This is a genomic window from Thermococcus onnurineus NA1 (assembly GCF_000018365.1).
Taxonomy (GTDB): domain Archaea; phylum Methanobacteriota_B; class Thermococci; order Thermococcales; family Thermococcaceae; genus Thermococcus; species Thermococcus onnurineus.
The window spans coordinates 783,112-806,754 of record NC_011529.1 but is presented as its reverse complement, the minus strand read 5'-3'; the positions used below and the strand labels follow the sequence as shown (position 1 = coordinate 806,754).

At 50.6% G+C, this 23,643-nt stretch carries 31 protein-coding genes; 13 read left to right on the top strand and 18 right to left on the bottom strand.

Annotation, left to right across the window (positions count from 1 at the left end; all coding sequences use genetic code 11):
* The first annotated feature begins 57 nt into the window (after positions 1 to 57).
* From TON_RS04490 to TON_RS04480, 3 genes are all read left to right on the top strand, one after another.
* Complete coding sequence (locus tag TON_RS04490; protein ID WP_048055056.1) at positions 58 to 582, top strand: ferritin-like domain-containing protein; 525 nt, start codon at positions 58 to 60, stop codon at positions 580 to 582.
* A 193-nt stretch (positions 583 to 775) separates the two neighbouring features.
* Positions 776 to 1,384: a DOMON domain-containing protein gene (locus TON_RS04485; RefSeq protein ID WP_012571836.1), complete on the top strand. Its 609-nt coding sequence runs from the start codon at positions 776 to 778 to the stop codon at positions 1,382 to 1,384.
* Positions 1,385 to 1,406: 22 nt separating this feature from the next.
* On the top strand, positions 1,407 to 1,760 hold the full coding sequence (locus TON_RS04480) for a hypothetical protein (protein WP_012571835.1): 354 nt from the start codon (positions 1,407 to 1,409) through the stop codon (positions 1,758 to 1,760).
* Here TON_RS04480 and TON_RS04475 read toward each other — a convergent pair.
* The gene (locus TON_RS04475; RefSeq protein ID WP_012571834.1) at positions 1,748 to 2,272 is read right to left on the bottom strand and encodes a GNAT family N-acetyltransferase; all 525 of its coding nucleotides are present in this window, start codon (positions 2,270 to 2,272) and stop codon (positions 1,748 to 1,750) included. The genes TON_RS04480 and TON_RS04475 overlap by 13 nt on opposite strands.
* Before the next feature lie 67 nt (positions 2,273 to 2,339).
* On the opposite strand from TON_RS04475, the gene TON_RS04470 reads away from it, so the two are divergent.
* The gene (locus TON_RS04470) at positions 2,340 to 2,819 is read left to right on the top strand and encodes a ferritin-like domain-containing protein (protein ID WP_012571833.1); all 480 of its coding nucleotides are present in this window, start codon (positions 2,340 to 2,342) and stop codon (positions 2,817 to 2,819) included.
* A 44-nt stretch (positions 2,820 to 2,863) separates the two neighbouring features.
* Positions 2,864 to 3,163: a ferritin family protein gene (locus TON_RS04465; protein WP_048055054.1), complete on the top strand. Its 300-nt coding sequence runs from the start codon at positions 2,864 to 2,866 to the stop codon at positions 3,161 to 3,163.
* 53 nt (positions 3,164 to 3,216) lie between these two features.
* Here the strand turns inward: TON_RS04465 and TON_RS04460 are convergent, their stop codons facing one another.
* The 16 genes from TON_RS04460 to TON_RS04385 all read right to left on the bottom strand — a co-directional run bounded on the left by TON_RS04460 (position 3,217) and on the right by TON_RS04385 (position 14,726).
* On the bottom strand, positions 3,217 to 3,741 hold the full coding sequence (locus TON_RS04460) for a ferritin family protein (RefSeq protein WP_012571831.1): 525 nt from the start codon (positions 3,739 to 3,741) through the stop codon (positions 3,217 to 3,219).
* 3 nt (positions 3,742 to 3,744) lie between these two features.
* Positions 3,745 to 4,095: an iron-sulfur cluster assembly protein gene (locus tag TON_RS04455; protein WP_012571830.1), complete on the bottom strand. Its 351-nt coding sequence runs from the start codon at positions 4,093 to 4,095 to the stop codon at positions 3,745 to 3,747.
* A gap of 3 nt (positions 4,096 to 4,098) precedes the next feature.
* Positions 4,099 to 4,458, bottom strand: coding sequence for an iron-sulfur cluster assembly protein (locus tag TON_RS04450; protein WP_012571829.1), 360 nt, complete (start codon positions 4,456 to 4,458; stop codon positions 4,099 to 4,101).
* A gap of 217 nt (positions 4,459 to 4,675) precedes the next feature.
* Entirely contained in the window at positions 4,676 to 5,023 is a 348-nt protein-coding gene (locus TON_RS04445) for a class II SORL domain-containing protein (protein WP_012571828.1), read from the bottom strand.
* Positions 5,024 to 5,033: 10 nt separating this feature from the next.
* Positions 5,034 to 5,195, bottom strand: a complete 162-nt coding sequence (rd, locus tag TON_RS04440) for a rubredoxin (RefSeq protein ID WP_012571827.1) — start codon at positions 5,193 to 5,195, stop codon at positions 5,034 to 5,036.
* An 82-nt stretch (positions 5,196 to 5,277) separates the two neighbouring features.
* Positions 5,278 to 5,793 (bottom strand): rubrerythrin family protein, encoded by a 516-nt coding sequence (locus TON_RS04435; RefSeq protein ID WP_012571826.1) that lies wholly within the window; start codon positions 5,791 to 5,793, stop codon positions 5,278 to 5,280.
* Between the two features lie 88 nt (positions 5,794 to 5,881).
* Entirely contained in the window at positions 5,882 to 6,967 is a 1,086-nt protein-coding gene (locus tag TON_RS04430; RefSeq protein ID WP_012571825.1) for an NAD(P)/FAD-dependent oxidoreductase, read from the bottom strand.
* A 9-nt stretch (positions 6,968 to 6,976) separates the two neighbouring features.
* Positions 6,977 to 7,516 carry a ferritin-like domain-containing protein gene (locus TON_RS04425; RefSeq protein WP_012571824.1) on the bottom strand — a complete coding sequence of 180 codons (540 nt, stop codon included), beginning with the start codon at positions 7,514 to 7,516 and terminating at the stop codon, positions 6,977 to 6,979.
* A gap of 72 nt (positions 7,517 to 7,588) precedes the next feature.
* A complete protein-coding gene (locus TON_RS04420; protein WP_012571823.1) occupies positions 7,589 to 8,818 on the bottom strand; it encodes an FprA family A-type flavoprotein in 1,230 nt (409 codons plus the stop codon).
* A 40-nt stretch (positions 8,819 to 8,858) separates the two neighbouring features.
* Positions 8,859 to 9,311, bottom strand: a complete 453-nt coding sequence (locus TON_RS04415; protein WP_012571822.1) for a peroxiredoxin — start codon at positions 9,309 to 9,311, stop codon at positions 8,859 to 8,861.
* A gap of 1 nt (position 9,312) precedes the next feature.
* A complete protein-coding gene (locus TON_RS04410) occupies positions 9,313 to 10,194 on the bottom strand; it encodes a thiamine pyrophosphate-dependent enzyme (RefSeq protein ID WP_012571821.1) in 882 nt (293 codons plus the stop codon).
* Entirely contained in the window at positions 10,191 to 11,903 is a 1,713-nt protein-coding gene (locus tag TON_RS04405; protein ID WP_012571820.1) for a 2-oxoacid:acceptor oxidoreductase subunit alpha, read from the bottom strand. The genes TON_RS04410 and TON_RS04405 overlap by 4 nt, the downstream gene beginning before the upstream one ends.
* Positions 11,904 to 12,183: 280 nt before the next feature.
* Positions 12,184 to 13,479, bottom strand: a complete 1,296-nt coding sequence (locus TON_RS04400; protein ID WP_012571818.1) for a cytochrome c biogenesis protein CcdA — start codon at positions 13,477 to 13,479, stop codon at positions 12,184 to 12,186.
* A 59-nt stretch (positions 13,480 to 13,538) separates the two neighbouring features.
* On the bottom strand, positions 13,539 to 13,868 hold the full coding sequence (locus TON_RS04395) for a hypothetical protein (RefSeq protein WP_012571817.1): 330 nt from the start codon (positions 13,866 to 13,868) through the stop codon (positions 13,539 to 13,541).
* A gap of 2 nt (positions 13,869 to 13,870) precedes the next feature.
* A complete protein-coding gene (locus TON_RS04390; protein WP_012571816.1) occupies positions 13,871 to 14,077 on the bottom strand; it encodes a hypothetical protein in 207 nt (68 codons plus the stop codon).
* Positions 14,078 to 14,186: 109 nt separating this feature from the next.
* Positions 14,187 to 14,726 carry a nitroreductase family protein gene (locus TON_RS04385; protein ID WP_012571815.1) on the bottom strand — a complete coding sequence of 180 codons (540 nt, stop codon included), beginning with the start codon at positions 14,724 to 14,726 and terminating at the stop codon, positions 14,187 to 14,189.
* A gap of 132 nt (positions 14,727 to 14,858) precedes the next feature.
* Between TON_RS04385 and TON_RS04380 the strand changes: the two genes are divergently transcribed.
* The 6 genes from TON_RS04380 (at position 14,859) to TON_RS04355 (ending at position 20,932) form a co-directional block, all read left to right on the top strand.
* A complete protein-coding gene (locus TON_RS04380; protein ID WP_012571814.1) occupies positions 14,859 to 15,833 on the top strand; it encodes a ThiF family adenylyltransferase in 975 nt (324 codons plus the stop codon).
* Position 15,834: 1 nt separating this feature from the next.
* Positions 15,835 to 16,926: a tRNA uracil 4-sulfurtransferase ThiI gene (thiI, locus tag TON_RS04375; RefSeq protein WP_012571813.1), complete on the top strand. Its 1,092-nt coding sequence runs from the start codon at positions 15,835 to 15,837 to the stop codon at positions 16,924 to 16,926.
* Between the two features lie 67 nt (positions 16,927 to 16,993).
* A complete protein-coding gene (locus TON_RS04370) occupies positions 16,994 to 17,518 on the top strand; it encodes a ferritin (protein WP_012571812.1) in 525 nt (174 codons plus the stop codon).
* A gap of 150 nt (positions 17,519 to 17,668) precedes the next feature.
* Positions 17,669 to 18,412: a Fe-S cluster assembly ATPase SufC gene (gene sufC, locus TON_RS04365; RefSeq protein WP_012571811.1), complete on the top strand. Its 744-nt coding sequence runs from the start codon at positions 17,669 to 17,671 to the stop codon at positions 18,410 to 18,412.
* On the top strand, positions 18,390 to 19,817 hold the full coding sequence (gene sufB, locus TON_RS04360; RefSeq protein WP_012571810.1) for a Fe-S cluster assembly protein SufB: 1,428 nt from the start codon (positions 18,390 to 18,392) through the stop codon (positions 19,815 to 19,817). Before sufC ends, sufB begins: the two co-directional genes overlap by 23 nt.
* Positions 19,817 to 20,932, top strand: a complete 1,116-nt coding sequence (locus tag TON_RS04355) for a SufD family Fe-S cluster assembly protein (RefSeq protein WP_012571809.1) — start codon at positions 19,817 to 19,819, stop codon at positions 20,930 to 20,932. Before sufB ends, TON_RS04355 begins: the two co-directional genes overlap by 1 nt.
* 231 nt (positions 20,933 to 21,163) lie before the next feature.
* Here the strand turns inward: TON_RS04355 and TON_RS04350 are convergent, their stop codons facing one another.
* Positions 21,164 to 21,739 carry an NADPH-dependent FMN reductase gene (locus tag TON_RS04350; protein WP_012571808.1) on the bottom strand — a complete coding sequence of 192 codons (576 nt, stop codon included), beginning with the start codon at positions 21,737 to 21,739 and terminating at the stop codon, positions 21,164 to 21,166.
* A 141-nt stretch (positions 21,740 to 21,880) separates the two neighbouring features.
* Here TON_RS04350 and TON_RS04345 point away from each other — a divergent pair, with 141 nt between their 5' ends.
* Both TON_RS04345 and TON_RS04340 read left to right on the top strand, forming a co-directional pair.
* A complete protein-coding gene (locus tag TON_RS04345; protein ID WP_012571807.1) occupies positions 21,881 to 22,450 on the top strand; it encodes a peroxiredoxin in 570 nt (189 codons plus the stop codon).
* A gap of 269 nt (positions 22,451 to 22,719) precedes the next feature.
* Positions 22,720 to 23,577, top strand: a complete 858-nt coding sequence (locus tag TON_RS04340; protein WP_012571806.1) for an FTR1 family iron permease — start codon at positions 22,720 to 22,722, stop codon at positions 23,575 to 23,577.
* Positions 23,578 to 23,643 lie beyond the last annotated feature (66 nt).

Here is a 23,643-nt window from a genome sequence, read left to right as displayed (position 1 = left end):
AAAAATGTAATCGAAAATGTTAATAGACTTGAAAGCGAGATAGATATGGTGATTTGCGTGGAGATAACAGACAAGGAAGTTTTTGAGATTGCCATAAACTCTGAGATTAGGGCCAAGGAGGCCTATGAGAAGCTTGCTTCTCTCGTCAAGAGCGACATAATAGGGGACGAACTCCTTTTCTTGGCCAAGGAGGAGGACAAACACAGGGAAATCATAGAGAGAATGGCCGAAAAGTTCACGGGCGAAAACGTTGAGCCCAAGAAGATAGAGATAGACATAATGGGGGAGTTCAAGGTCGTAGCCGAGAAGATGGCTGAAGCTATAAGCAAGCCCGATATAAACATTGACGAGATTTATGAGATTTCCATGCAGGCTGAACTCATCAGCGAGAAGCTCTACAAGGAACTGGCTGGCTATGCAGCCACCGAAAAGACCAAACTTCTCCTTGAGATGCTCGCTGACATGGAGAGGAACCACTACAATATGCTGAGGAAGCAGTACGACTACATAATGCGCTATCCTGACGTCTACAAGGAGGAGTTTTACGACCAGCTCATGAAAGATATAAACTTCAACTTCTGAGCTCCCCGTTCACGTCACTCATACAACATAAGCCCGGAATGCTGGGGATGCTATACTTTACCTAAATTTTTTGATCTTATTAAAAAATGCTCCATCCCAGCATGAGACTGAAAAGCAAAAGTAGACAAGGTCGGATTTTATACCGGGAAAAAGTTTATATATGTAGAAAAACTGATTATTTTAGGTGAATCTAATGAAAAGAGCTTTGTTGGGTTTGGTTTTTGTTTTTGTGGTTTTTCTGAGCGGATGCATAGGCGGTGAAAGTATTTCAACAACATCTTCCTCAGTTTCTACGGCGACGACTCTAAGTGAGTGGAAAGCAGACGGTGTTATCGGAGAAAACGAATACTCCCATAAGCTCTCACTTGCCAATGACAAGTTTGTTGTATACTGGAGGAACGATGAGGAGTATCTCTACGTGGCCCTCAAGGGGCAGACAACGGGCTGGGTGGCAATAGGATTTGAGCCGAGCGTTGCAATGAAGGATGCCGACATGATCTTCGGCTGGGTGCAGGATGGTCAGATCGTGGTCATAGACGCGTACTCGACGGGGACCTATGGGCCTCATCCTCCTGATGGAGAGCTGGGCGGAACGAACGATATTCTGGCCTTCGCTGGAAAAGAGGAGAACGGCTACACCGTCATAGAGTTCAAGAGGAAGCTTGACACCGGAGACAAGTACGATAAGGTCTTCAAGCCAGGGCAGAAAATTAAATTCATCTTCGCGATGGCCGACGTCGACGACTTTACAACAAAACACAATATAGCTCGAGGCAGCGGCGAGCTGACCCTTGACGGCTGATTTTCCTTTTTGGGGTGAGAAGATGGAGCACTTCCGAGTACATGCTATCATCCAGACTCTTGCCCTTCTAAGCTTTCTGATAGGAATTTACTACGCAAAGAGCCACAATCTGAAGATGCACCACTCGTTCGTTTACACTGCAGTGGGACTCCTGACGGTCGGGATATCATATATGTTCTACACAATCGGTTGGGTTCCATCAACACACAGCAGGTTAGGACTTTTTGTCTACGTCTATGTTCTCCTCACAGTTCTAAGCGGAAGGGCTTTCCTGGGGAGAAAAATAACGAGGGAACAGCACAAGTTCTTGGCGATGATAGCGGTACTCCTGCTTATGCTCCAGATACTCTTCGGGCTCTACAACTATGTTCTCTGACCTTTATATTTCAGCACCACGAACTCCTTGTAGTCCATCACCTTCTCGAAGCCCTTCCTGAGATAGTAGCCGTAGGCCTCAAGGTTCGGGAAGGTTATCACGTAGGCATCTTTTCTGAGCTCGGCCAGGCGAGTTATGGCGAACTCTAGGAGCTCTGAGCCGTAGCCTTTACCTTTGTAGGCAGGATCAACCATGAAGAACTCTATGAGGCCTGTTCTCTCGCTCTTAATCTCCTTTGGCACCCACCAGACGTCCTTTCCATCCAGGTTGTAGACGAGGGCGAGGGTGCCTATTATCTTTCCACCTTCCTTCAGAACGTATAGCTCGTCGAACTCTTTCCCAAGACGGAACTCAAGGAAAGGCTCGTAAACCTTCCTGAAGCCCTCAAAATCGTCAATATTCGGCTTGTTTTCTACCCATTCGAGCGCTGGATACGTCCCATTCGTGCCCCTGTAAACCCTGAAGACGAACTTTACCAGCTCATCTTTTAGCTTGATGGGAATTTCGATCATTTCAATCCCCACTTTCGATCACCAAAGGTTATTAGTCAGAAGCTCAATAAAACTCTTTGGTGGTATCATGAAGGAGATTGAGACTTTAGCTTTGGCTTTGGAAGTCGAGAAGACCGAGCTGAAGTTCTACCTAGAGCTGGCCAAAAAGGCCAAGGATGATAGGGCAAGAAGGATGTTCTTATTTTTGGCCCACGAGGAGGCTGGACACTGGAGCCTGTTTGAGGAAAAGTTCGTCGAGGCCTTGATAGAGAAGTGCGAGCTGCCCTCGGTGGATAGGAAAACTCTCGAAAAGCTTTTGGTTAAAGTGGACGAAAAAAACCTCAGTGAAGTCGATGCGGTAAGGATTGGAATGGAGCAGGAAAAGCTGACATGGGAGTTCTACGAGCGGGCGGCAAAGGAGGCCGAGCATGAGGGTGTCAGGCGTATTTTTGAAGAGCTCGCAAAGGTCGAGAAGTCCCACTATGAGCTGCTTAAAGCACAGTACGACTCCGTCATGAAGACGGGCATATGGATGGACTACATGGATTTCAGCCTCGAGGTTGACTGAGGAAGCGTTATAACTTTCAGGGACGATATATGGACGGTGATTCCATGCTGGGTTTGAACCCCATTTCCATAGACAAAGAAAAGCTGTCAAAGAAGGAAATCGTCCAGGCCCTCCGCTGGGCGGTCATAGCTGAGCTCGACGCTATAAACTTCTACGAGCAGTTTGCCGAGCTGATTGATGATGAGGCGGTAAAACACACCTTCCTCGATGTTGCAAACGAGGAGAAGGAGCATGTAGGCGAGTTCTTGGCTCTGCTCCTCAAGCTCGACCCTGAGCTGAAGGAGTGGATGAAAAGGGGATTTGAGGAGGTTGAGGGAGAGACCGGGATAAAAGTAGAGCTTTGAACTTTTTCTCTCTTTGAGGAACCAACATCCTGGAAAGAAAATGGTAGAGGGACTTACGGTCCGAGGTTCATCATCTGGCTGTACATTGCCCAGTCAAGGAGGAGCTCGTACTCGGCCTTGAGCGTGTAGTAGTGCCCCCTCTCCATGTCGCTGAGGTAGCGCATGAGTCTCCTCTTGTCTTCCGTTCCCATTATGTTCTCGAGCTCAGCGTAGAAGTTGGCTGCTATCTCTTCGGCTTTCATGGCCCAACGGATAAGGTCTATTATGTCCTCAACGCTGTGAAGCTTTCTCGCGACTGGCTGGAGCTCTGGCCCTATGTGTTCCTCCGGGAAGATGACATCTTCTCCAGGGAACATATTAGCGTAAATCCTCCTCAGGAGTTCCTCATGCTTCTTTTCCTCTTCTGCGAGCCACTCAATTTTCTCCTTCAAAGCCTGTATCTCCATCCTTTCGGCAAGACTTGTGTAGAACTCCCTTGCACCTATCTCGGCCTTTATGGCCATTCCAAGGAGCTCCTCAAGGGAGAAATCCCTAATCTTTTCGAGGGGAAGCCCCTCGTCAAGTTCAGATGGAATCATAAATCATCCCTCCGCAAGCAACAGTCCAAGTTCATTATAGACTCTTATTTTATTAAAGCCTTCCTCTTTCAAAACTGTAACGATGTCTCTGAGAATCCTGTTCTGGACGTTTATCGCCAGCATCTGGCAGGCGTGACATTCTGGGGTGGAGCGGGCCATGAGGAGGAAAACATCAATCCTATCTCCTTCAACCGTCAGGCCATAAACCAGCCCTTCGTCCACGATGTTAACTCCGGTTTCTGGGTCCTGAACTTTCTTCAGAATCTCGACCACCCTCTGAACCTCTGGGGGCAGATCCTTACGCGGCCCTGATTTTGGTCTTTTCCCTGACCTTAGGAGATCAAAGAGCCCCATAGCTCAGACCTTCTCCGAGCTCAAATCTTCGATCGTATAGCCTTTCTTGTTCTCAAAAACACCGACGGGGTTGTTCTTGAGGTCGTAGACGTAGACGTTGTCAAACTTGACGAGGGCAAAGCGTTCGATGATGTCACCGATTATCTTGGAGTAGGCTATCGCACTTGCCCCGGTTATATTGTACTCGGCGTGGCTCTCGAAGTTGAGCCAGATTTTCAGAGTATCATCCTTGACCTCTAGGCCAGCTATTACTCCCGAGTCAAGGATGTCCCCTCCAGTAACTGGGTCAGTTATCTTTCTGAGCTCATTGAGAACACTCTTATAGTGTTCTGGCCATTCGCGGTTGGGCATGTAGACCTTCATTTTTCTCACCGATAGGCATTCCTCATGTCGTGTTAAAAGCCTTCCTGACCAGTTCTGCCCATAGTAGAATACTCTGCCGATATTGAGGGAGTGCTACCGTATCATCCAGCCGATACTTTGTCCACAAAAAGAGCACTATCAACAAGACACCAAGATGAGGGTTTTCTCTGAAGCCATTCCTACGATTAAAAAGAAGAGGGGGTTGGGGCCTGAGCTTTCACTCAAGCTCGACCTCGTTCTCCCAGAGGCCATGGATGTTGCAGTAGCTCAGGGCGTAGAGTTTGCCCTTCTTCTGGGTCCTGAAGAAGAAGATGGCCTTCGGCTCAGTGAGCGGGTCGCTGTGGTTGGTGAAGGCAACCCTGCCGACAAGAATCGGGAAGTTGCCGTCCTCAGGGTGGAAGTAAAGCTCGATCCAGGCGATGTGGTGCTCTGGGGTGTTCGGATGTGGTATCTCCTTTCCGACGCTGACCTCAACTTTGATGAGGTCACCCTCCTTCTCGTACTCTATAACGGGCACGTGCTTCTCTCCCTTCCAGTCACCACTCTTTATGGTTCCGCTAAGCACTTTCACCACCTCACTCTATCTTTTCAAACATATCCTTGGGGGCGCCGCAGAGCGGGCAGACCCAGTCTTCGGGAAGGTCTTCAAACTTGGTTCCCGGCTCGATTCCGGTGTCCGGGTCGCCTTCATCCTCATCATAGATGTATCCACAAACTATACATTTCCACTTTGCCATTTCCATTACCTCACTCTAATGTTGTTAGTCAGGCCTTATAAGGTTTGTGTTTCAAACTTGTCCATTAAGAAAAACAAAGAAATCACTCGAAGACCACAAACTTATCTCCTGGAACACCGCACACTGGGCACTTCTCGGGGATTTCATCGACGGCGGTGTAGCCGCAAACGGGACAGATGTAGACCTTTTTTATCTCGAAGTCCTCTCCTTTCTCGACCCTCTCTTTTGCCTTTGCGTAGAAATCAGCATGTATCTTTTCTGCCTCGAGGGCGTAGTGAGTTGTTCTGACGGCATCCCTTTCGCCTTGGAACTCGGCCGCGTTCTTAAAGACAGGGTACATCTCCTCAACCTCGTGGGTCTCCCCATTTATAGCCTCTTGCAGGTTCTCGGGGGTCTTGCCCAGCTTTCCGAGGGCTATGAAGTGGTTCTTGGCATGGACAAACTCGGCATAGGCTATTGCCCTGAAGAGCTTGGCTATGTTAGGATAGCCCTCCTTCTCCGCCTGCTCGGCGAAGATAAGGTACTTCATGTGGGCCATGCTTTCGCCAGCGAAGGCCTCCTCCAGAAACTTCCGAGTCATTTTCCTTTCCGCAACCATACTATCACCAACAGAGGTTCTGCATTAATAGTTGGGTGGTGGGGTATATAACGATTTTCTAAACCTTGAGTTTGTACGCTTTATCACTTCAGTCAATAAGCAGTCCTTCTCTGATTGCTTTCTCGACCTCCATGGCTCTCCTTACGTCTCCGAGCACAACTGCCCCAATGGGCTTTTCATCTTTGTAGAAAACTTTCGTTTTTTCATCAAGCCACCTGCCTTCTCCCTTTGTTCTTCCAATCAATGCAACGTTTAAGTCGGCGAACTTAAAGAGCGCCGAGCAGAAGGAGAAGTCGTAGTGGTTATCCTGCTCCCTGAGCAGGTTTGCGAGGATCTTTGCGTGCTCTACAGCAGTTTTGGCAGTCCCGCATATCGTCCCGCTGTACTCGGCGCAGTCACCTATTGCGTAGATGTCCTTCGCAGAGGTTCTTAACCCTGCATCTATAAATATTCCACGCCCAGCGTGGATTCCGCTCCTCAAAGCTAGCTCCTTGTTGGGAACTACCCCGAAGGCGCAGACCTTAAGCCTCCCGGGGATGTACCCCTTATCGGTCTCCACACCGTTCTTATCGGCCTTCAGGAGGTTGGCCTCGAGGTGGAACCCAACTCCGACCTCCTCCAGCTTTTCCTGGAGCTTTTCGCTCAGCTCCTCGTCCAGTCTGAGGAGATTCTTGCTCCTGTGGATAAGCTTGACAGAATAGCCTGCCTTGGCCACATTCCCGGCCAGCTCAAGCCCTATGAAGCCGCCGCCAAGGACCGTGATCTCTCCCTCTCCTTCAAGCCTTTCCTTTATCATCTTGGCGTCGTCAAAGGTTCTTAGGGTCAGGATGTGCTCCCTCCCGGGTATGGAAGGCTCTCTTGCCCTTGCGCCAGTCGCAAGAACGAGGACATCATAGGGAATATTCCCCTTGCTCGTCACGAGAACATTCCTCGCTCTGTCTATGATCTTGGCTTCAACGCCTAATCTGAGGTCTATCCCCTTCCGCTCGTACCATTCGGCTGAATACGGAAAAAGAGCCTTTTCATCCACAAATCCTGCTATGTAGTGGCTCAGCATCGGCTTTGAGTAGTAAGGGAGACCTTCTTTGTCCACTATTGTTACTTCAAAGTCCCCAGAGAGTCTCTTAGCAAGTTCAACTCCTCCAGGCCCATCGCCGACTATTACAACCCTCACGCTGTCACCTCACAGCCGCGTATGGGGCGCTAGATAAAGTTCGAGCTGGGTGTTAAGGTGCTCGATGGGAACGTTGATGTATTCTGGCTTGCCCTCCGTGACGTCCTCGAGATATTCGACGTGGGACTTTATGGACGCGTAGTGGGATCTCTCCTGCGCCGCCAAGAATCCGAATATGATCCCGTGCTCCGGAAGGCGTTTTTCCAGGTGGGTGTATAGCCTCTCTGCGGTTTTTTCATTGATTAGGGCAATTCTCATAGCCTCCACGAGGTTGACAACAGTGTCGACTCTGATCGAGGTTTCGGCAAAGGGTATCCCTTCGGGAACGGTGTAATCAGTATCCCCAAAGAGCGTTTCGTGCAGTCTTAGGAGGGTCTTCTTGTGGGAGTCCTCTAATTTAGCGAGGGTCTGAAAGAAGTCTCTGAGCAGCCCCCCTGTTTTGAAGGCCAGGCCCTCATAAAAAGCCTTGGTATCGTCTTCTGAGGCTATAGCGTAGCCAATTATCTCCCTCAGCGGGAGCTTAACAAGTTTGTCAAGAATCTCATCCATTAACATCACCTGTGTGTAACATTTGTGTTTGAAGTATTTAAACCTACGCAATGAGACTAAATAATAAAAAGGTCAGGAAATCCACCTGACAAGCTTTCTGACGCCTTCTCTAAGCCTCTCCTCATCCTCTGGAGTTGGCCATCCGCGCGATTCAACCGTGTCCACGTGATCGAACTTGCTGCGGGTTATCATGGTCTCTATCTTCTTTCCAGCAACGCCCGCCCAGCCGAAGGCGCCGACTATTAAAACGGGCTTCTCATAGTTGGCCTTGTCGAGTATCTCGTAGAGAGCGTAGCGTATGCGTGGGTGTATCTCGGCCTCATAGGTGGATGCTCCTATTATGAGCGCCTCGCTGTCTGGGACATCGCCGAGTATATCGCTAACTGCAGGTGCTTCTTTGTCCGTGAACTTGTAGACAACCGGGTTGAGGCCGTGCTTCCTGAGCTCGTCCAAAACAATCTCCATCCTTCTCTCGACGAAGCCGTACATCGAGTCGTAGATGACGAGAACCTTGCCCTTCTTTACTTTTCCAGCACCGACAGCCTCGTAGTGCTCAAATATCCTCATGGGATTCTTGCGCCATATCAGTCCGTGTCCTGGGAGTATCATCCTTGCCTCCTGCACTATGCCGAGCTCCTTGAGCTTCTTTATGTTCTGGACTATGTACTTGTGGTAGTGGCCTATGACGGTGACTATGTACTTGGTGACATGGGGGAGATATTCCTCGATAACCTTTTCGTCGCTGTCGTCAATGACTGGGGGAATGGAGTAGCCTCCGCCGGCGTCGCAGCTGAAGATGAGCTTATCCTCAACGACATAGGTTATCATCGTGTCCGGCCAGTGAAGCCACGGGACGGTTATGAAGCGAAAGGTTTTTCCGCTGATGTTCATCTCCTCGCCGTCCTTGATTGTGTAGAAGTTCTCGACGACCTTTTCTCCGTAAAACCCCTCAAGGAAGCGCTTCGCAAAGCTCGTACCTATGAGCTGGGCCCTATACCCGTTGGCCTCAAGAACTGCCGGAAGGGCTCCGCTGTGATCCGGCTCGGTGTGATGGATGATGATGTGTGTTATCTCTTTGGGGTTAACGATGCTCTTGAGGGCCTCCATGAATTCCTCCGTATACTCTTTTTTGGTCATGTCAAAGAGAACAACGGCATCTTCGAGCTTCATGAGGTAAGCGTTGTAGGTTATGCCCTCCGGGATGTCCCAGGTAGCCTCGAAGTACTTGATCCCGTCGTCATCAATCCTTATAAGGTAAAGCTCGGGGTCATCCAGTATTTTTTCAGTCCAGACCTTGGGCATTGCGATCACCACATTGAGTTCTCTTTCGGGGGTTATTAACTCATCCCTTCAGGACTGCCAGTATCTCGTTTAAGTTCGGAAGCTCTCCGAGGGGATAGATCTTCACAAAAGCCACCCTGCCGTTTTCGTCTATTATCACGTTCGCCCTTTCAGAGATGCCATCCTTCTCTCTGAAGAGGCCATACTTACGTGCAACTTCCCCATGGGGCCAGAAGTCCGCCAGCATTCTAAGCTTTTTAAGGCCCATGTGATCCGCCCATGCCTTTTTTGTTGGGACTGGATCAACGCTTATTCCCACAGGAACGACGTTGAGCTCCTCAAGCTCATCGTAATGTTCCTCTAGAGCCTTCATTTGCCTTTCGCAGATGCTAGTCCATGCTAGAGGATGGAAAGACAGAAGAACCTTCCTCCCCCTGAAGTCACTCAGCCTGAACTCCTCCCCATTCTGGTCTTTCAAAACAAAATCCGGTGCAACATCACCAACTTTTACCATTTCAGAGCCTCCTTTTGATATCCAGAATCTTTTTTATCTCCTCAACCTTCGGCTCCCTCTTCCACAGCGGCGTTTTGTCCCTCTTGTAAGCAGGGACGAGCTCTTCAAATGTGGGCTTTTCGTTGATATAGAACACGCCGAGCGGGAGCGGATCGGTTTCAATCGCGCGCTTAAAGGCCGCTTCCCTGTCGTAGGGGTCATGGTCGTCCATCCAGTAGGTGTGCTCTCTGTACCAAGCGTAGGTGTTCACCTTGTTGAAACTGACGCAGGGGTGGAAGATATCGACTATGGCCAAACCTTTGTGCTCTATCGCCTTCTTTATTATCTCGACGCTCTCCCTGAAATACCCCATGAAGGTTCTCGCAACGAAGGACGCATCGAGGGCTATGGCAAGGGCAATGACGTTGAACGGCTCTTCAAAGACGCCCCACGGCTGAGTGGGCGTCTTCATCCCCTTCATTGTAGTGGGAGAAGCCTGACCCTTCGTGAGACCGTATATCTGGTTGTCGTGAATGAGAACGGTTATGCCGGGGTTCCTTCTTATCGCATGAAGGAGATGGTTGCCGCCTTCGGCGTACATGTCGCCGTCTCCACCCTCTGCTATGACAGTCAGCTCTGGATTCGCCACTTTAACACCTGTCGCTATCGGTATCGCCCTTCCGTGGAGCGTGTGGTAGCCGTTGGCGTTTATGTAGTGGGGCATCTTTGCCGCTTGTCCTATTCCGCTGATTATCGCGACCTGGCTCGGCCTCAGACCAAGCTCTGTCAGAGCGGAGATGAGGATATTCCTTATACCGAAGTTTCCACAGCCAGGGCACCAGGCGACGTCCTTGCTACCGGGTCTCTTGGGCTCAAAGGCTTCTCTGCCCTTTGGGAGATTCATTCTATCACCCCCTTTAGGGCCCCAAGAATCTCTTCCACGGAAAACGGCCTCCCATCGTACTTGAGAACTCTGTGATGAGCCTCAATTCCAAACTCCCTCCTTAGAAGCTCCGCGAACTGGCCCGTAATGTTGAGCTCAACGGCTATGATGGTCTTGCCTTCGAAGAACTTTTTTGCCTCCGGGTTGAGCGGGTAGAGCCAGCTGAAGTGGAGCAGCGCTACATCGTCCCTGCCGAGCTTCTCTATGGCCTCCTCAACGATGTGGAGCGTCGAGCCCCAGGCGACGATGATGTACTTGGCATCCTCCCCTCCGATGAGTCTTGGTAGCGGTGCGTTTTTCTTGATGGTCTTGAGTTTTCTGATTGCCCTCTTCTCCTGCATTCTGACTGTGAGTTCTGCATCCTCTGTTATGTCCCCCCACTCATCGTGCTCGTTTCCATTGGCTACAACCACATCCTCACCGTAACCCGGGATCGCCCTCGGCGATATTCCATCCCCGGTGAGCTCATACCTCCTATAGCCGGGCTTCGCTTCGACTATGTGTTTTTCGACCTTGACCTTATCCAGCTCGAGCTCAGGGAGGTTGTAGTAGGTATCCACAAGGTACTGGTCGGTGAGTATTATTACGGGTACCTGGTACCTGTCCGCCAGGTTGAATGCCTTGGCGCTCAGGTAGAATGCCTCCTCTATGTTGCCCGGAGCGAGGATAATCCTCGGGAAGTCCCCGTGGCCGGCGTGGAGAGCGAGATTTAGGTCGCCCTGCATGGTTCTCGTGGGCAAGCCGGTTGCAGGTCCAGGCCTCTGGGCGAGGTGTATGACTATCGGGTTCTCGGCCATCCCGGCCAAGCTAAGCGCCTCGGTCATGAGGGCAAAGCCGCCGCCGGAGGTGGTCACCATAGCCCTCACTCCGGCGTACCAGGCTCCTAAGGCCATGTTGATTGCGGAAATCTCGTCCTCGGCCTGCTCCACCACTATCCCGAAGTCCTCCGCATGCTGTGCTGCGAAAACTGCCACCCCTGTTGAGGGGCTCATCGGATAGAAGCTGAGGAAGTTCATACCCCCGGCGAGGGCACCCAGAGCCACAGCCTCGGCCCCGCTGAGGAGTATCTCGTTCCTGGCCTTTTCTTTCCGTTGAACTTCCACCTTTACGGCACCTTCCTTGAGGAGCTTGAGGCCGAGTTCGTAGCCCTTTTTTGCCGCCTCGATGTTCTTCTGAACAACGTTCTTGCCCTTGCTCCCGAAGCGCTCCTTCAGATATTCCTCAACCGCTGAGAGTTCGCCGCGGAAGATGCCAACAACAATTCCCGCCGCTATGGTGTTGAGGTAGAGCTGACTGCCAACATCGAGCGCCATCTTGGTGAGGGGAACCTCGATGAAGTGAATCTTCTCGAGAAACTCCTCCTCGACGTTTTCCTTCTCGCCGATGACGACTGTACTCTCCGATATCCTGTCCTTGACCCACGGGAGAACACCGCGCTTGAAAGGAATTAGAATGTCTATCTTCTTCACGAAAGCCCTTACTCTCTTGGACGAAACCCTTATCTCCGTGGTATTTATGCCTCCACGAACGCGCGACATATACTCCTTGTTTGCATAGACGTTGTAACCTGAGAACTTCAGCGTTCTGGTCAGAATCTCCTCAACGGTCTGGATGCCCTGCCCCGCAGCTCCACCTAGAACCACAGAAAGGTCTTCTTGAAACTCCACCATAACACATCACTTCGGATTAAGTTCGACTTTCAACATCATAAGGTTTGCGGATTAGATTTACATAATTTTCTTTTGCAAGCCTAAAAATCCTGCTCGCTGACGTTGATTTTCTGTAATAATGGAAAAGAAAAGGTGAGACAACTTCGTTAAAGATCCTCAATAACGCTTTTAACGACCTCAAGGGGCTCTTTAATTATGTCGAGCACGTCGTTGACGGTGTTGATGGCCACGTAGGTTTCGTCGTCCTTCTCGTAGAAGAGCACCGGACACTTCCACCTCCTCAGAGTTTTGAAAGGCCCTCAAAGAGGGCGCTCCAGAGCTTTAACGGCGTGAGTTCTGTGAGCATAAGCAGGCCGAGGAGCACGAGGATTACGCCCAAGGCCCGCTCCCACTTTGCTTTGCCAGACTTGCCTAGGCTTATCCTCCCGGAGAGGAACTTCCTGTTTATCCAGTCCCCCAAGTCCTTCGAGGAGACAATCAGGTAAACCGTCAGCCCCATGCCAAGGCCGTAGGTTCCCATCACGATTATTCCTTTGAGTGTGTCCCCGCTTAGTGCGGCAGTAATGACGGCGAAGCCGACGTAAGGGGCTATGCAGCCGAGCCATGTGGCCCCCAAGGCCGAGCCGAGGGCGAAGTCATACAGCTTTCCTCTCTTCGACGCCACCTTATCCGATGCCGAAAAGCTCAGGAACCTCTCAAGCTTGGCGCTTACGCTCTCGCTCAGGAAGCCCAGGCCAATCACTATGAAGCCGAGACCGCCTATGAGGTACAGGGCTCCCTTTATCTGGGCCGCGTAGGAACCAAAACTACCCGCCAGAGCGCCCAGGAGGGCGAAAGATAACACCATGCCAGCTATTATCAGCTCCACGCTCCTCCTCGCGAAAGTGAGGGAGAAAGTGCCAACTATGAGGGGCAGAACGCAGGGTGAGAAGACACTCAGTATTCCAGCCGAGAATATCGGCAGGAGAACCGCGAGAGTTAGGTTTGTGTTATCTTCCTGGGCACGGTGCGTTGCAGTTTCCGTGGTTTGAGTTTGTTCCCCTCCTTGGGGTTTTTCATCGTTTCCCACCGCGGTCTTCACGAAGAACTCCAAACCATTAGGATTGAGCGCACCGATCGCTACTCCCTTCAGGATTTTGGTGCCATTCTCGACCTTGAATATCACCATTGTTGGTGTTCCCGGAACGCCGACACTTATCTCTTCTCCCAGAGTTTTTGGCCTGTAGTAACCGGCGTTGTCGGGCTGGATGACCACAACGTCATCGTAAACCCTGTATCTGAGCGTTGTAAGGGAGCGCGCTTTGTAAACGTCGATGGAGACAAGGTTTAATCCCAAAAGGGTCTCCTTAGATTTCTCAGTCGGGAAAACGCTTGTCTTCATGTAGTTGCACGCTGGACAGCTCTCCGAGTGGTAGAAGATGAAAAAGTACTCACCCTCGTGGGCCCTGATTAGGCTATCCAGCTCTTCCACGGTTGAGACATCGTGAAAGGTTAGCTCGCCGTATTTTACCTCACCGGCCTTAGCAAATCCAATCGAGAGCATGAAAATGAATATGATTGGGAGCAACTTCCTCATAAATATCACCCAAAATAATAAATTTACGGGATAAAAATCTTTTCTTGAAGCTTTTTTCATCAAAAAGTCATCGGGACGTAACCTTTTTCGAGGTAGTCCGCTATTATCTTCCCCACGTATTCCACTCTGGTGTACTTTTCCAGCTTTACTGCAAAACCTCCATCCTCGGCTATCCTTTTGCACGAAAGGGGAAGCTTGCCTAGCTCCCTCAGCTTCTCAATCCACTGAAGAAATTTCCTATCCCCCTCTGCGATATTCCTTTCGATTGGTCCGAAAAGTATCACCTCAACGTCTTCCACCCACTTGTATTTCAAAGCATTGGTAGCCCACATGAATCCTACCAGAGCTTTTTCGTCCTCACTGGAGATTATAACAAGCGCTTTTACCATCTCTACCCCTCCAGGGCCTTTATGAATTCTTCAAAACTCCTTGTTGAAATCTCCCTTTCCATAACTATGACGTTTATGTTGCCGCATTCATATTTGGCGCACAAACCGATGCATTCCTCAACGCTGACTTCATAGCCCTTCTCTTGGAGGAGCTTGACCACTTCCTCCAGGTAATCACCAGCACAGAACTTGCAAACCTTGGCTTTCATCTTATCACCCAAAAGTGTTTCGGAAGTACATCTTTTTGGTCTCACTATTTCTAATGTGAAAAGTCTCCAAGTTTTTCAGTTTTCAAAATGTAAAGGAAATCGGATGCTTTCATTTTTCAAATGGCATGCCAAACCTGTTATAGCTGACCTTCCCCCACTCGAAGATCTCTTCGCCGTGGGGCGGCTTATTCTCCGCTGGATAGCCAACGCCAATAATGCAGAGAACGCGGTAGTTTTCTGGAATGTCCAAGAGCTCCCTCACGTATTCCTCGGCGCTCTTCTCCTCGTTGTGCATCCTGTTCCTAATCTGCACCCAGAAGGATCCCAGACCCAGGGCAACGGCCGCGAGATGTATATGCTCGGCCGCTATGGAAGCGTCCTCGATCCATACGTCGCTCTTCTCACCATCCGCCGTCACGACGATGGCTAAAGGTGCCGTCGCCAGCCCAGAGGCGCCTAACTTTGCCTTTGAGAGCCTCCAAAGCTTTTCCTTATCATCAACGACTATGAAGTGCCAGGGCCTTTTGTTGTATGAACTCGGTGAAAGGAAAGCAGCCTTAAGAAGCTTTTCTACCAGCTCCCCCGGGACTTTCTTATCCTGAAAGCGCCTTATACTCCTCCTTTTTCTCAACACTTCGAAGAACTCCATGCCACCACCGACAAGAATTTCCTGGAATCCATTAATATCCTTTTCCGAAGTTGGTATTTCCCAGAACTGTCCAGAACTTTTGGTTTTCAAAAGCCTTTTTTGAGCCTCGTAGAAGCCTCCAATGGTGGGAGCATGGTGGATGTAAAGATGGACTTTTCGAGGCACTTCCCGATAATCGGTATGGATGGCCAAAGAAAGCTCGGCGAGAGCACGGTTGCAGTTGTAGGTGCCGGAGCACTGGGGAGCTGGGAGGTCTACTTCCTCCACAAACTGGGCGTTGGAAGAATAATAGTGGTAGACAGAGACTTCGTAGACGAGAGCGACCTTCCGAGGACTATATATACGAGTGATGATGTAGGAAAGCCCAAAGTGGAAGTCCTGAAGGAGCGCTTTGAGAACGTTATTGGCTACTTTGAGGACTTAAACCCGTCAACGGTGCACCTTCTGGACGAAGCTGACCTCATTATAGACGGAACGGACAACATTTACACGAGACAGGTAATAAACGACTATGCGGTGAAGAGCAACAAACCGTGGATTTACGTCGGTATCTTGGCGACTTACGGTAACTTGATGCCCATAATTCCAGGAAAGACTGCCTGTTTCCGCTGTTTGATGCCGAAGCTGCCCTCAAGACCCATGCCAACGTGCGCCGTCGCAGGGATTATGAGCTACGTTCCTCCCCTGGCTGCTTCGCTGGCCGTCACTCTAGCGGCTAAGATTCTCTTAGGTGGGGAAGTGAAGAGTGAGCTGATTTTCTTCGACACCAAGACACTCGACTTTGAGAAGGTGGAGATCCCGAGGAGGGAGGACTGTGAGGTCTGTGTCAGGCACAACTTCACGTTCCTGGAGAAGCAGATGAAGATAGAGCACATGTGTGACGGTTCGATTCAAATAACTCCCCCCGAACGGATGAGCATAGACCTTGATGAGCTCGCCAAGAGGCTCGATGCCCTCGGCATTGAGTATATCAAGACGTCGCAGTTCATCCAGTTCGAGGACGACTACGCTGAGATCCTGATATTTACGAGCGGCAGGATGATAATCCGCGGTGCTGAGGACGAAAAGGAAGCCAAAAACTTCTTTGCACGCTATTTGGGTGGTTGAGATGATACTGGTACGCTATGGCGAGATAGCAGTAAAGGGGGGCAAAAGAAGAGAGTTTGAAAGGAGGCTCGTAGAGAACATCCTCGCTGCCTTAGAGAGGAAAGGGATTAAAGCAAAGGCGAGGTTGATTAGAGGACGAATCCTCATTGAGGCCCCCGATGAAGCGGCTGAGATTATTGCAAAAGTCCCGGGCGTTGTTTCGGTTTCGCCTGCGAGGGAGATGAACTACGAGGAAGTGCCGGACTATCTGAAAGAAGCCCTGAAAGGCCTGAATCCGAGAAGCTTTAAGGTGGAAACCCAGCGGCTGGATAAGGCGTTCCTCAAGACTTCTGTTGAGGTTAACAGGGAAATAGGGGCGTTCATTGTGAGAGAATTCGGCTGGAAAGTAGATCTGGAAAACCCCGAGCTCACGATAGGAATTGAAATTATAAAGGGAAAGGCCTACGTCTTCTTTGAGAAGATTAAAGGAGTCGGTGGGCTTCCAGTTGGCACGCAGGGGAAGGTTGTGGTTCTGCTCAGCGGAGGCATAGATTCACCCGTTGCCGCATTCCTCATGATGAAGAGGGGTGCAGAAATAATAGCGGTCCATTTTGACCAGGGAAAGAACGCAAAGAATGTTGTTGAGAAAACCGTTGAGATACTCAATGATTACTCCCCAAAAGACATTGAGCTCATTGTGGAGAACCACTTTGAAGTTCTGAGACCCTACGTGGCCGTCCTCAGCAGGATAAACATGCTGGAATGGACATGCGTCCTGTGCAAGGTCGCTATGCTGAGGAGAGCCGCGGAGATAGCAAGGGAAGAAGGTGCGCTGGGCATTGTTACTGGGGATTCCCTTGGCCAAGTGGCTTCTCAGACACTGGCTAACCTTTACTTTGAGACCATGAGCGTCCGCTTTCCAGTACACAGGCCGCTTTTAGGTATGGACAAGGAAGAGATAGTTAAGATAGCGAGGGAAATTGGCACATATCAAGCCTTTTTAGAGTACCCTTACTGTGATTGTCCCTTCAGACCAGAGAGAGTTGTAACTCAGGGGAAGTATGGGGAATTCTTGAAGATCTTGGATATTTTGGAAAAGGAAGGAATAATTTAAAGTTTTTCAAAAATCTGAGGAGAAATCTTTTAAAGTAACCGGGTGTAACTATAGGAGGGTGATGGCCATGCTGAGTGAAAGAATGTTGAAAGCTCTAAATGAACAACTTAACAGAGAACTTTATTCTGCATACTTGTACTTTGCAATGGCAGCCTATTTCGAGGACCTCAACTTGGAAGGGTTTGCCAACTGGATGAAGGCCCAGGCCGAGGAGGAACTTGGCCACGCCCTAAGATTCTACAACTACATTTACGACAGAAATGGGAGGGTCGAGTTGAAGGCCGTAAAGGAGCCACCGAAAGAGTGGGAGTCTCCGCTGGCAGCATTTGAGGCGGCATACGAGCACGAGCAGTTCATAAGCAAGTGCATAAACGAGCTCGCTGCTCTGGCCGAGGAGGAGAAGGACTACTCAACGAGGGCATTTTTGGAGTGGTTCATCAACGAGCAGGTCGAGGAGGAGGCAAGCGTCAAGAAGATCGTTGATAAGCTCAAGTTTGCAAAGGACAGTCCGCAGGTTCTCTTCATGCTCGACCAAGAGCTCGGCCAGAGGCAGCCGCAGCTTCCGGGCCTGCTCCTCCAGTCAGAGGGCTAAATCCTCTGCCTGTCTTTTCCACTGCCTCTCTTTTGCATTTTGCATTGGTTCTACCTTTTCTGGATTTCTTAAGTATACAAATTTGTGAAGAAAGGTTTTAAAAGTGTGCGTTTCTACACAAACTCGGGTAAAGAAAGGACGGTGATGGTTATGCTAAAGGTGGAAAATCTCCATGTTAAGGTTGCGGACAAGGGAATACTCCGGGGAGTAAGCTTTGAACTGGGTGGAGGAGAGCTTCACGTGGTCATGGGACCCAACGGAAGCGGAAAATCTACTTTAGCCCTCACGATTGCCGGACATCCGAAGTACGAGGTTGTCAAGGGAAGGATACTCTTCGAAGGAGCGGACATAACCCACACAAAGCCGGAAGATAGGGCTAAGAAGGGCATATTCCTCAGCTTCCAGCACCCCGTTGAAGTCGAGGGGGTTAAGGTCATACAGTTCTTCCAGAGGATGCTCAAGAACCTCAGGGGCATTGACGAGGTTGAGGCCTACGACATGATATTTAGGGCCGTTGAGGAGCTTGGCTTCGACAGCTCGATGCTCTCAAGGGAGCTCAACGTCGGCTTCTCCGGCGGTGAGAGGAAGAAGCTTGAGATGCTCCAGGCGTACCTTGTGAAGCCGAAGCTTCTTATCCTCGACGAACCCGACAGCGGTGTTGACGTCGATTCTCTCAAAGTCATAGCGGGAATAATAGCCAAACTCCACCGCGAGGGGACGAGCATACTCCTAATCACGCACTACGGCAGGATACTAGAGTACCTCAATCCCCAGAGAGTTCACATCATCAAGGATGGGCGGCTTGTCGTTTCTGGCGGAATGGAGCTTGTAAAACTCATTGAAGAGAAAGGCTTCGCGGCGGTGAAAGACAATGACAGGGCAGACAAGGCTTGAGGAGATCCTCAAGGCCGGCTCGCTGGAGGAAATCCTTGGTACGGCAGTGCCATATCCTAAGGAAATCGAGCTGAAAGGCGAGCTGACCAGGGACATGATAGAGGAGCTTTCGCGCATAAAGAACGAGCCAGAATGGATGCTCAGGCACAGGCTCAAAGCTCTTGAGCTGTTCCACAAGCTCCCCATGCCTAAATGGGTAGTCGGCGTTGAGGAGCTCGACCTTGAAAGCCTCACCCTATACTCCAAGCCCGAGATCGGCAACGAGGTCAGGGACTGGGAGGACCTGCCCGAGAACATAAGGAGAACCTTCGAGCGCCTGAACATTCCTGAGATAGAGAAAAAGTTCCTCTCTGGCTTAACGGCTGTCTTCGACAGCGAAAGCGTCTACTCTAACCTCAAGGCCGAGTTCGAGAAGATGGGCATAATCATGCTCCCGATGGAGGAAGCCGTCCAGAAATACCCTGATCTCGTAAAGAGGTACTTTGGTAGAGTCTTTCCGGCCGGAGAGCACAAGTTTTCGGCACTGCATCACGCTCTCTGGAGCGGTGGAGTTTTCATCTACGTCCCGAAGGGCGTTAGGATACCTTTTCCGGTTGAGGCATTCTTCGTCATAGGCTCGGCTTTGGAAGGACAGTTCGAGCACACTCTCCTAGTTGCTGACGAGGGGAGCTACATCCACTTCATAGAAGGCTGTTCTGCGCCGATGTACAAGGGCTTCTCCTTCCACGACGGAATGGTCGAGATATACGCCCACAAGGGAGCGACCGTCAAGTTCACCACGATACAGAACTGGAGCAGGAACGTCATCAACTTCAACAACAAGCGCGCGATAATCGAGGAGAACGCCTACGTCGAGTGGATTGAGGGGAGTATAGGAAGTAAGATAACCTACACATACCCGTCGAGCGTCCTGAAGGGAGAAGGGGCGAGGACGGCTCAATATGTCGTTTCGCTCAGCAACGGGCCCTTCATGAAGGACACCGGGGCCAAAACCTGGCACCTCGCACCCAACACTAGCTCCAAGATAGTCTCGAAGAGCATAAGCGCCAACGGCGGAATCAACATCTATCGCGGACTGGTGAGGATCTTGAAGGGAGCTAAAAATTCGACGGCGACGGTATCTTGTGACTCACTCATACTCGACGAGGAGAGCAAGGCCTACACCTATCCACACAACCAGAACGACGAGCCAAGCGCGAGCATAATCCACGAAGCCACCACTGGAAAGCTCGGCGAGGACAAGCTCTTCTACATGAACTCGCGCGGAATAGGTGAGGAGGAAGCGAAGAGCCTTATAGTGCTTGGCTTCATTAGCGAAATCCTTGAGGGGTTGCCTTTCGAGTACGTTGAGGTGCTCAAGAAGGTCATAGAGCTGGAGTTCAGTGAGGTTGGGGGTGTTGGCTGATGCATTCCATGCTTCCAAAAATAACTCTTGAGAAGCTTGAAGCCCTTGAGTACCAGAAGTACGGTGACAGCCCGACCATAAAGAGCTACACCAAGTGGAAGCTCTTCGAGGAGAACTCACCACTTGGGCTCCCGACGGAGGCAAAGGCCGGAGAAGTGAAAATTAAGGCGCACGTCCTCCTCTCAGGAAGTGTAGCGAGCTTTAACCTTCCAGCCGGCGTTGAGCTAACTGAGGGGACGCTTGGCCTCTCAAGTCCGGAGGAGTCAAGAATCCTTGGCTTCCACTTTTATGCACTCAAGAAGTCCTACAGGCTGAGGATAACCGAAGACCTCCTCGAGCCGCTTGTGGTAGTATCGCACCTATCGGAGAAGGCCTTCATTAGCCACCACATCAGCATAGAGGCCGAGGACGTGAAGGCGCCGATAATCATCCACGATTTGAGCAAAGAAGGAACAAAATCCCTAGTGGTCGAGCTTAAAGCCAAAAACGCCGAGCTTGAGATACTCACTGTCGGGAAGCACAAAAGCTTGTCGCACTACCTCCTGAGGGCGAGCCTCAGCGAAGGAACCAGAGTCAAAGCCTTCACCGTTATCAGCGGCGGCAAGATGAGCCACCACCGCGAGGACTACTCTCTAGAAGGAGCAAAGAGCGAGCTTATCCTGAGGGGCATGCCTATAGCGGTGGGCTCTTCCGTTGACTACCTCACTAACGTCCTACAGTACGGCGAGAGAACCATCAGCGAGACCAGGGTTCACGGGTTCTCTTACCAGAACGGCTGGGCCGTCCACAGGGGCGTCGCGAAGGTCTTCGAGAGTGCGAAGAACTCGGTGAGCGAGGTAATTTCGCAGATAACCATCATGGACGAGGGCTCCCTCGGTGTGAGCGTGCCGATGCTTGAGGTCGATACCGGAGAAATCGAAGCCGCCGCCCACTCATCCGCGGTGAGGCAGTTCGATGAGGATGCCCTCTTTTACCTCCGCTCGCGCGGACTTGAGAGTGAGGAGGCATTGAACCTATTCATTCACGGCATCGGTGAGGCCTTGAGCGACCACCTGGAGCGCCTCAGGGGCAAGGCCAGGGGCAACATATTGGAGCTCATCGAGGGCCTGCTTTGACTTTTTCTTCTTTTGTTCCGTATTCACACGGAACGCGCTTATACCAGGTGACGGCAAACCTACCCTGGGGTTTTGGGGTGAAGACGCTTAAGTACTCCGGAATCGCCGGTCTGATAACCTACGGCTCTTCGTAGCCTAGAGAATAAGCAGGAATCAGTGGTTTTCCTTCTTCCATAACCCACTCAGCGACTTGGGCGACCCATCCAAGGCGGTCTCTCCGGGGATATACAACTACGACCCCATAGTTCCCCGCTCCTTTTCTCTGGGTTTTTCTCTTACTTCGTCCCTTATCGGCTTCAGGGCCTTTGCGTACTTTTCGAGAGTCCCGAAGAGCCTTCCAACCCTCTCCTCATACTTCTCGCCCTTTAGCTCTTCGCCCTCGAATATGTCGTCCACGTTGTAGAACAGAACCTGTGCAACTGGGAGCATGCGGTAGTTAAGCGACGCGGTTCTCAGCTCCATCAGCAGCCTAACGCCGCCGGTAACGCTTGAGACGGTACATATTCCAACCGGTAAAGCCTCGTACTCGTCGTAAATTGTGTCCAGGAGTATCTTGAGCTCGCCGGGATAGCTCCCGTTGTACTCGGGTGCGACTATGATAAGCGCATCCGCTTCAAGAATCTTCTCCCGGTATTTTTTCATCTTCGGTGTGATCCTCCAGCGGTGGGTATAGGCGAGGAGGTAATCGCGGACGTCTATCAGCTCAGCGTCCCAGCCGAATTCTTGGGCCTTCTTCACGAGGTACCTCGCAACTTTCTCGCTTTTCCTACCTTCCCTTGCCGTTCCGAGAACTATCTTAACCTTCATCTTATCCCCGGACGAAGTTCGCTTTTGGGATATTTAAATTTGTCCTCCAAAATGCAATACTTTCGATTTTGGAACTTTTCACTTTGTTAGGCAAACCTATATAAGTTAGGTTTCCCAACATAGTCCCGAGGTGTTTGAAAGATGGTGAAAGTTGGAGAAATCGTCCCGGACTTTGAGACAGATGCTTACCTTCCGGAAAAGGACGCAATAGAGAAGGTTAAGCTTTCGGACTACAGGGGCAAGTGGGTTGTTTTGGCGTTTTATCCGGCTGACTTCACCTTCGTCTGCCCGACGGAGCTTGAAGAGCTTGCTGAATACTACGAAGAGTTCAAGAAGGAAGGCGCCGAGATCCTGAGCGTTTCAACGGACACTGCCTACGTCCACAAGGCCTGGCACGACACTTCTCCCGCGATCAAGAAGATAAAGTACCCAATGCTCGCCGACCCAGCGGGAAAGATATGCCGCCTCTTCGGCACTTACATCGAGGACGAGGGCGTCTCCTGGAGGGCGACCTTTATCATAGACCCTGACGGAAAAGTCGTCCACATGGAGATGCACGATTTGAGCATAGGCAGGAGCGCGAAGGAGATACTGAGAAGGCTCAGGGCCTCTAAGTATGTGAGGGAGCACCCTGGACAGGTGTGCCCGGCTAGCTGGGAGCCCGGTAAGGAGACCCTCGAGGTTAGCCTCGATTTAGTTGGAAAGATTTAACCCCCTTTTTCCATTTTGTAAATTTTGAGCCGTTTCTTTCTCACATTAAGCAGGTGACAGACATGGGCATGCCCATACCTGGGCAGTTATTGCGAATTGTCTGAAACTCAAGTTCGATATCCAAACCACTGGGTTTTGCTTTTGAAGTGTCTCCCTTCCTGAACGCAGGCGTTTTCATCCCTACGTCCGAAACTTCAATTTGGCAAAGATAAACTTCATAAGTTATCCGAGAGATTTTAGACTGGCCTAAAAATTTTGGGGGTGGAGTAATGAACGCTGGCGCTTTCCTCATAACCTTCAGAGAGGCCCTCGAGGCCGCCATAATAGTCGCAATAATAGTTGCCTATTTAAGGAGAACCAACCGGACTGAACAGATAAAAAACGTCTGGATCGGCGTGGGACTTTCCCTGCTGGCTAGTATTATCCTCGGAGCCGCGATACTGGGGCTCTATGGGGGCCTAGAAGAGAAGGAGCTTTTTGAGGGCCTGGCTTCCTACCTGGCTGTGATAGTCCTCACGAGCATGATATACTGGATGGCTACCAAGGGGAAGAACATCCGGACCGAGATAGAGAGCAAGGTGAGCACCGCGATATCTCCCTTGGCATTAATCGGCTTTACGTTCATAGTTGTCTTCAGGGAGGGACTTGAGACTGTCCTGTTCCTCACGCCCTTCATGACTCAAGACTTCGGCGGCACGCTCCTTGGCCTTATAACTGGCTTAGTCAGTGCATTTATACTTGCATACCTCATCTACGGAGTGGGCATGAAGATAAACCTGAGGACATTTTTCTACTACAGCTCGATACTCCTTGTCTTCGTCGCTGCTGGCATGGCAGGTTACGGGACCCATGAGCTCATAGAGTGGGCTGAGGAGGAAGGAATGGATTTGGGATTTATAGGTGAAACCGCGTACGACCTCGGCATTCCAAGCGACAGCGTGTGGCACCACAAGGGAGCAATAGGTTCCCTCTTTGCAGTGCTCTTTGGATACTCGACGAGCATGGAGTGGGGAAGGATAATAGTGCAGTTTGGTTACCTCCTCCTAGCCCTGTACCTTGTGCTCAGGGCCTACAGGAAGGAGCCTTTGTTGAATCCTGAAGATGCAGGACTCAAAAGTAGCGTTTAGCTTTTTTACCCATTTTTGTCCAGCAATGCATAAAAAGCATGAATCTGAGTTCAAGTCAGGTGAAGA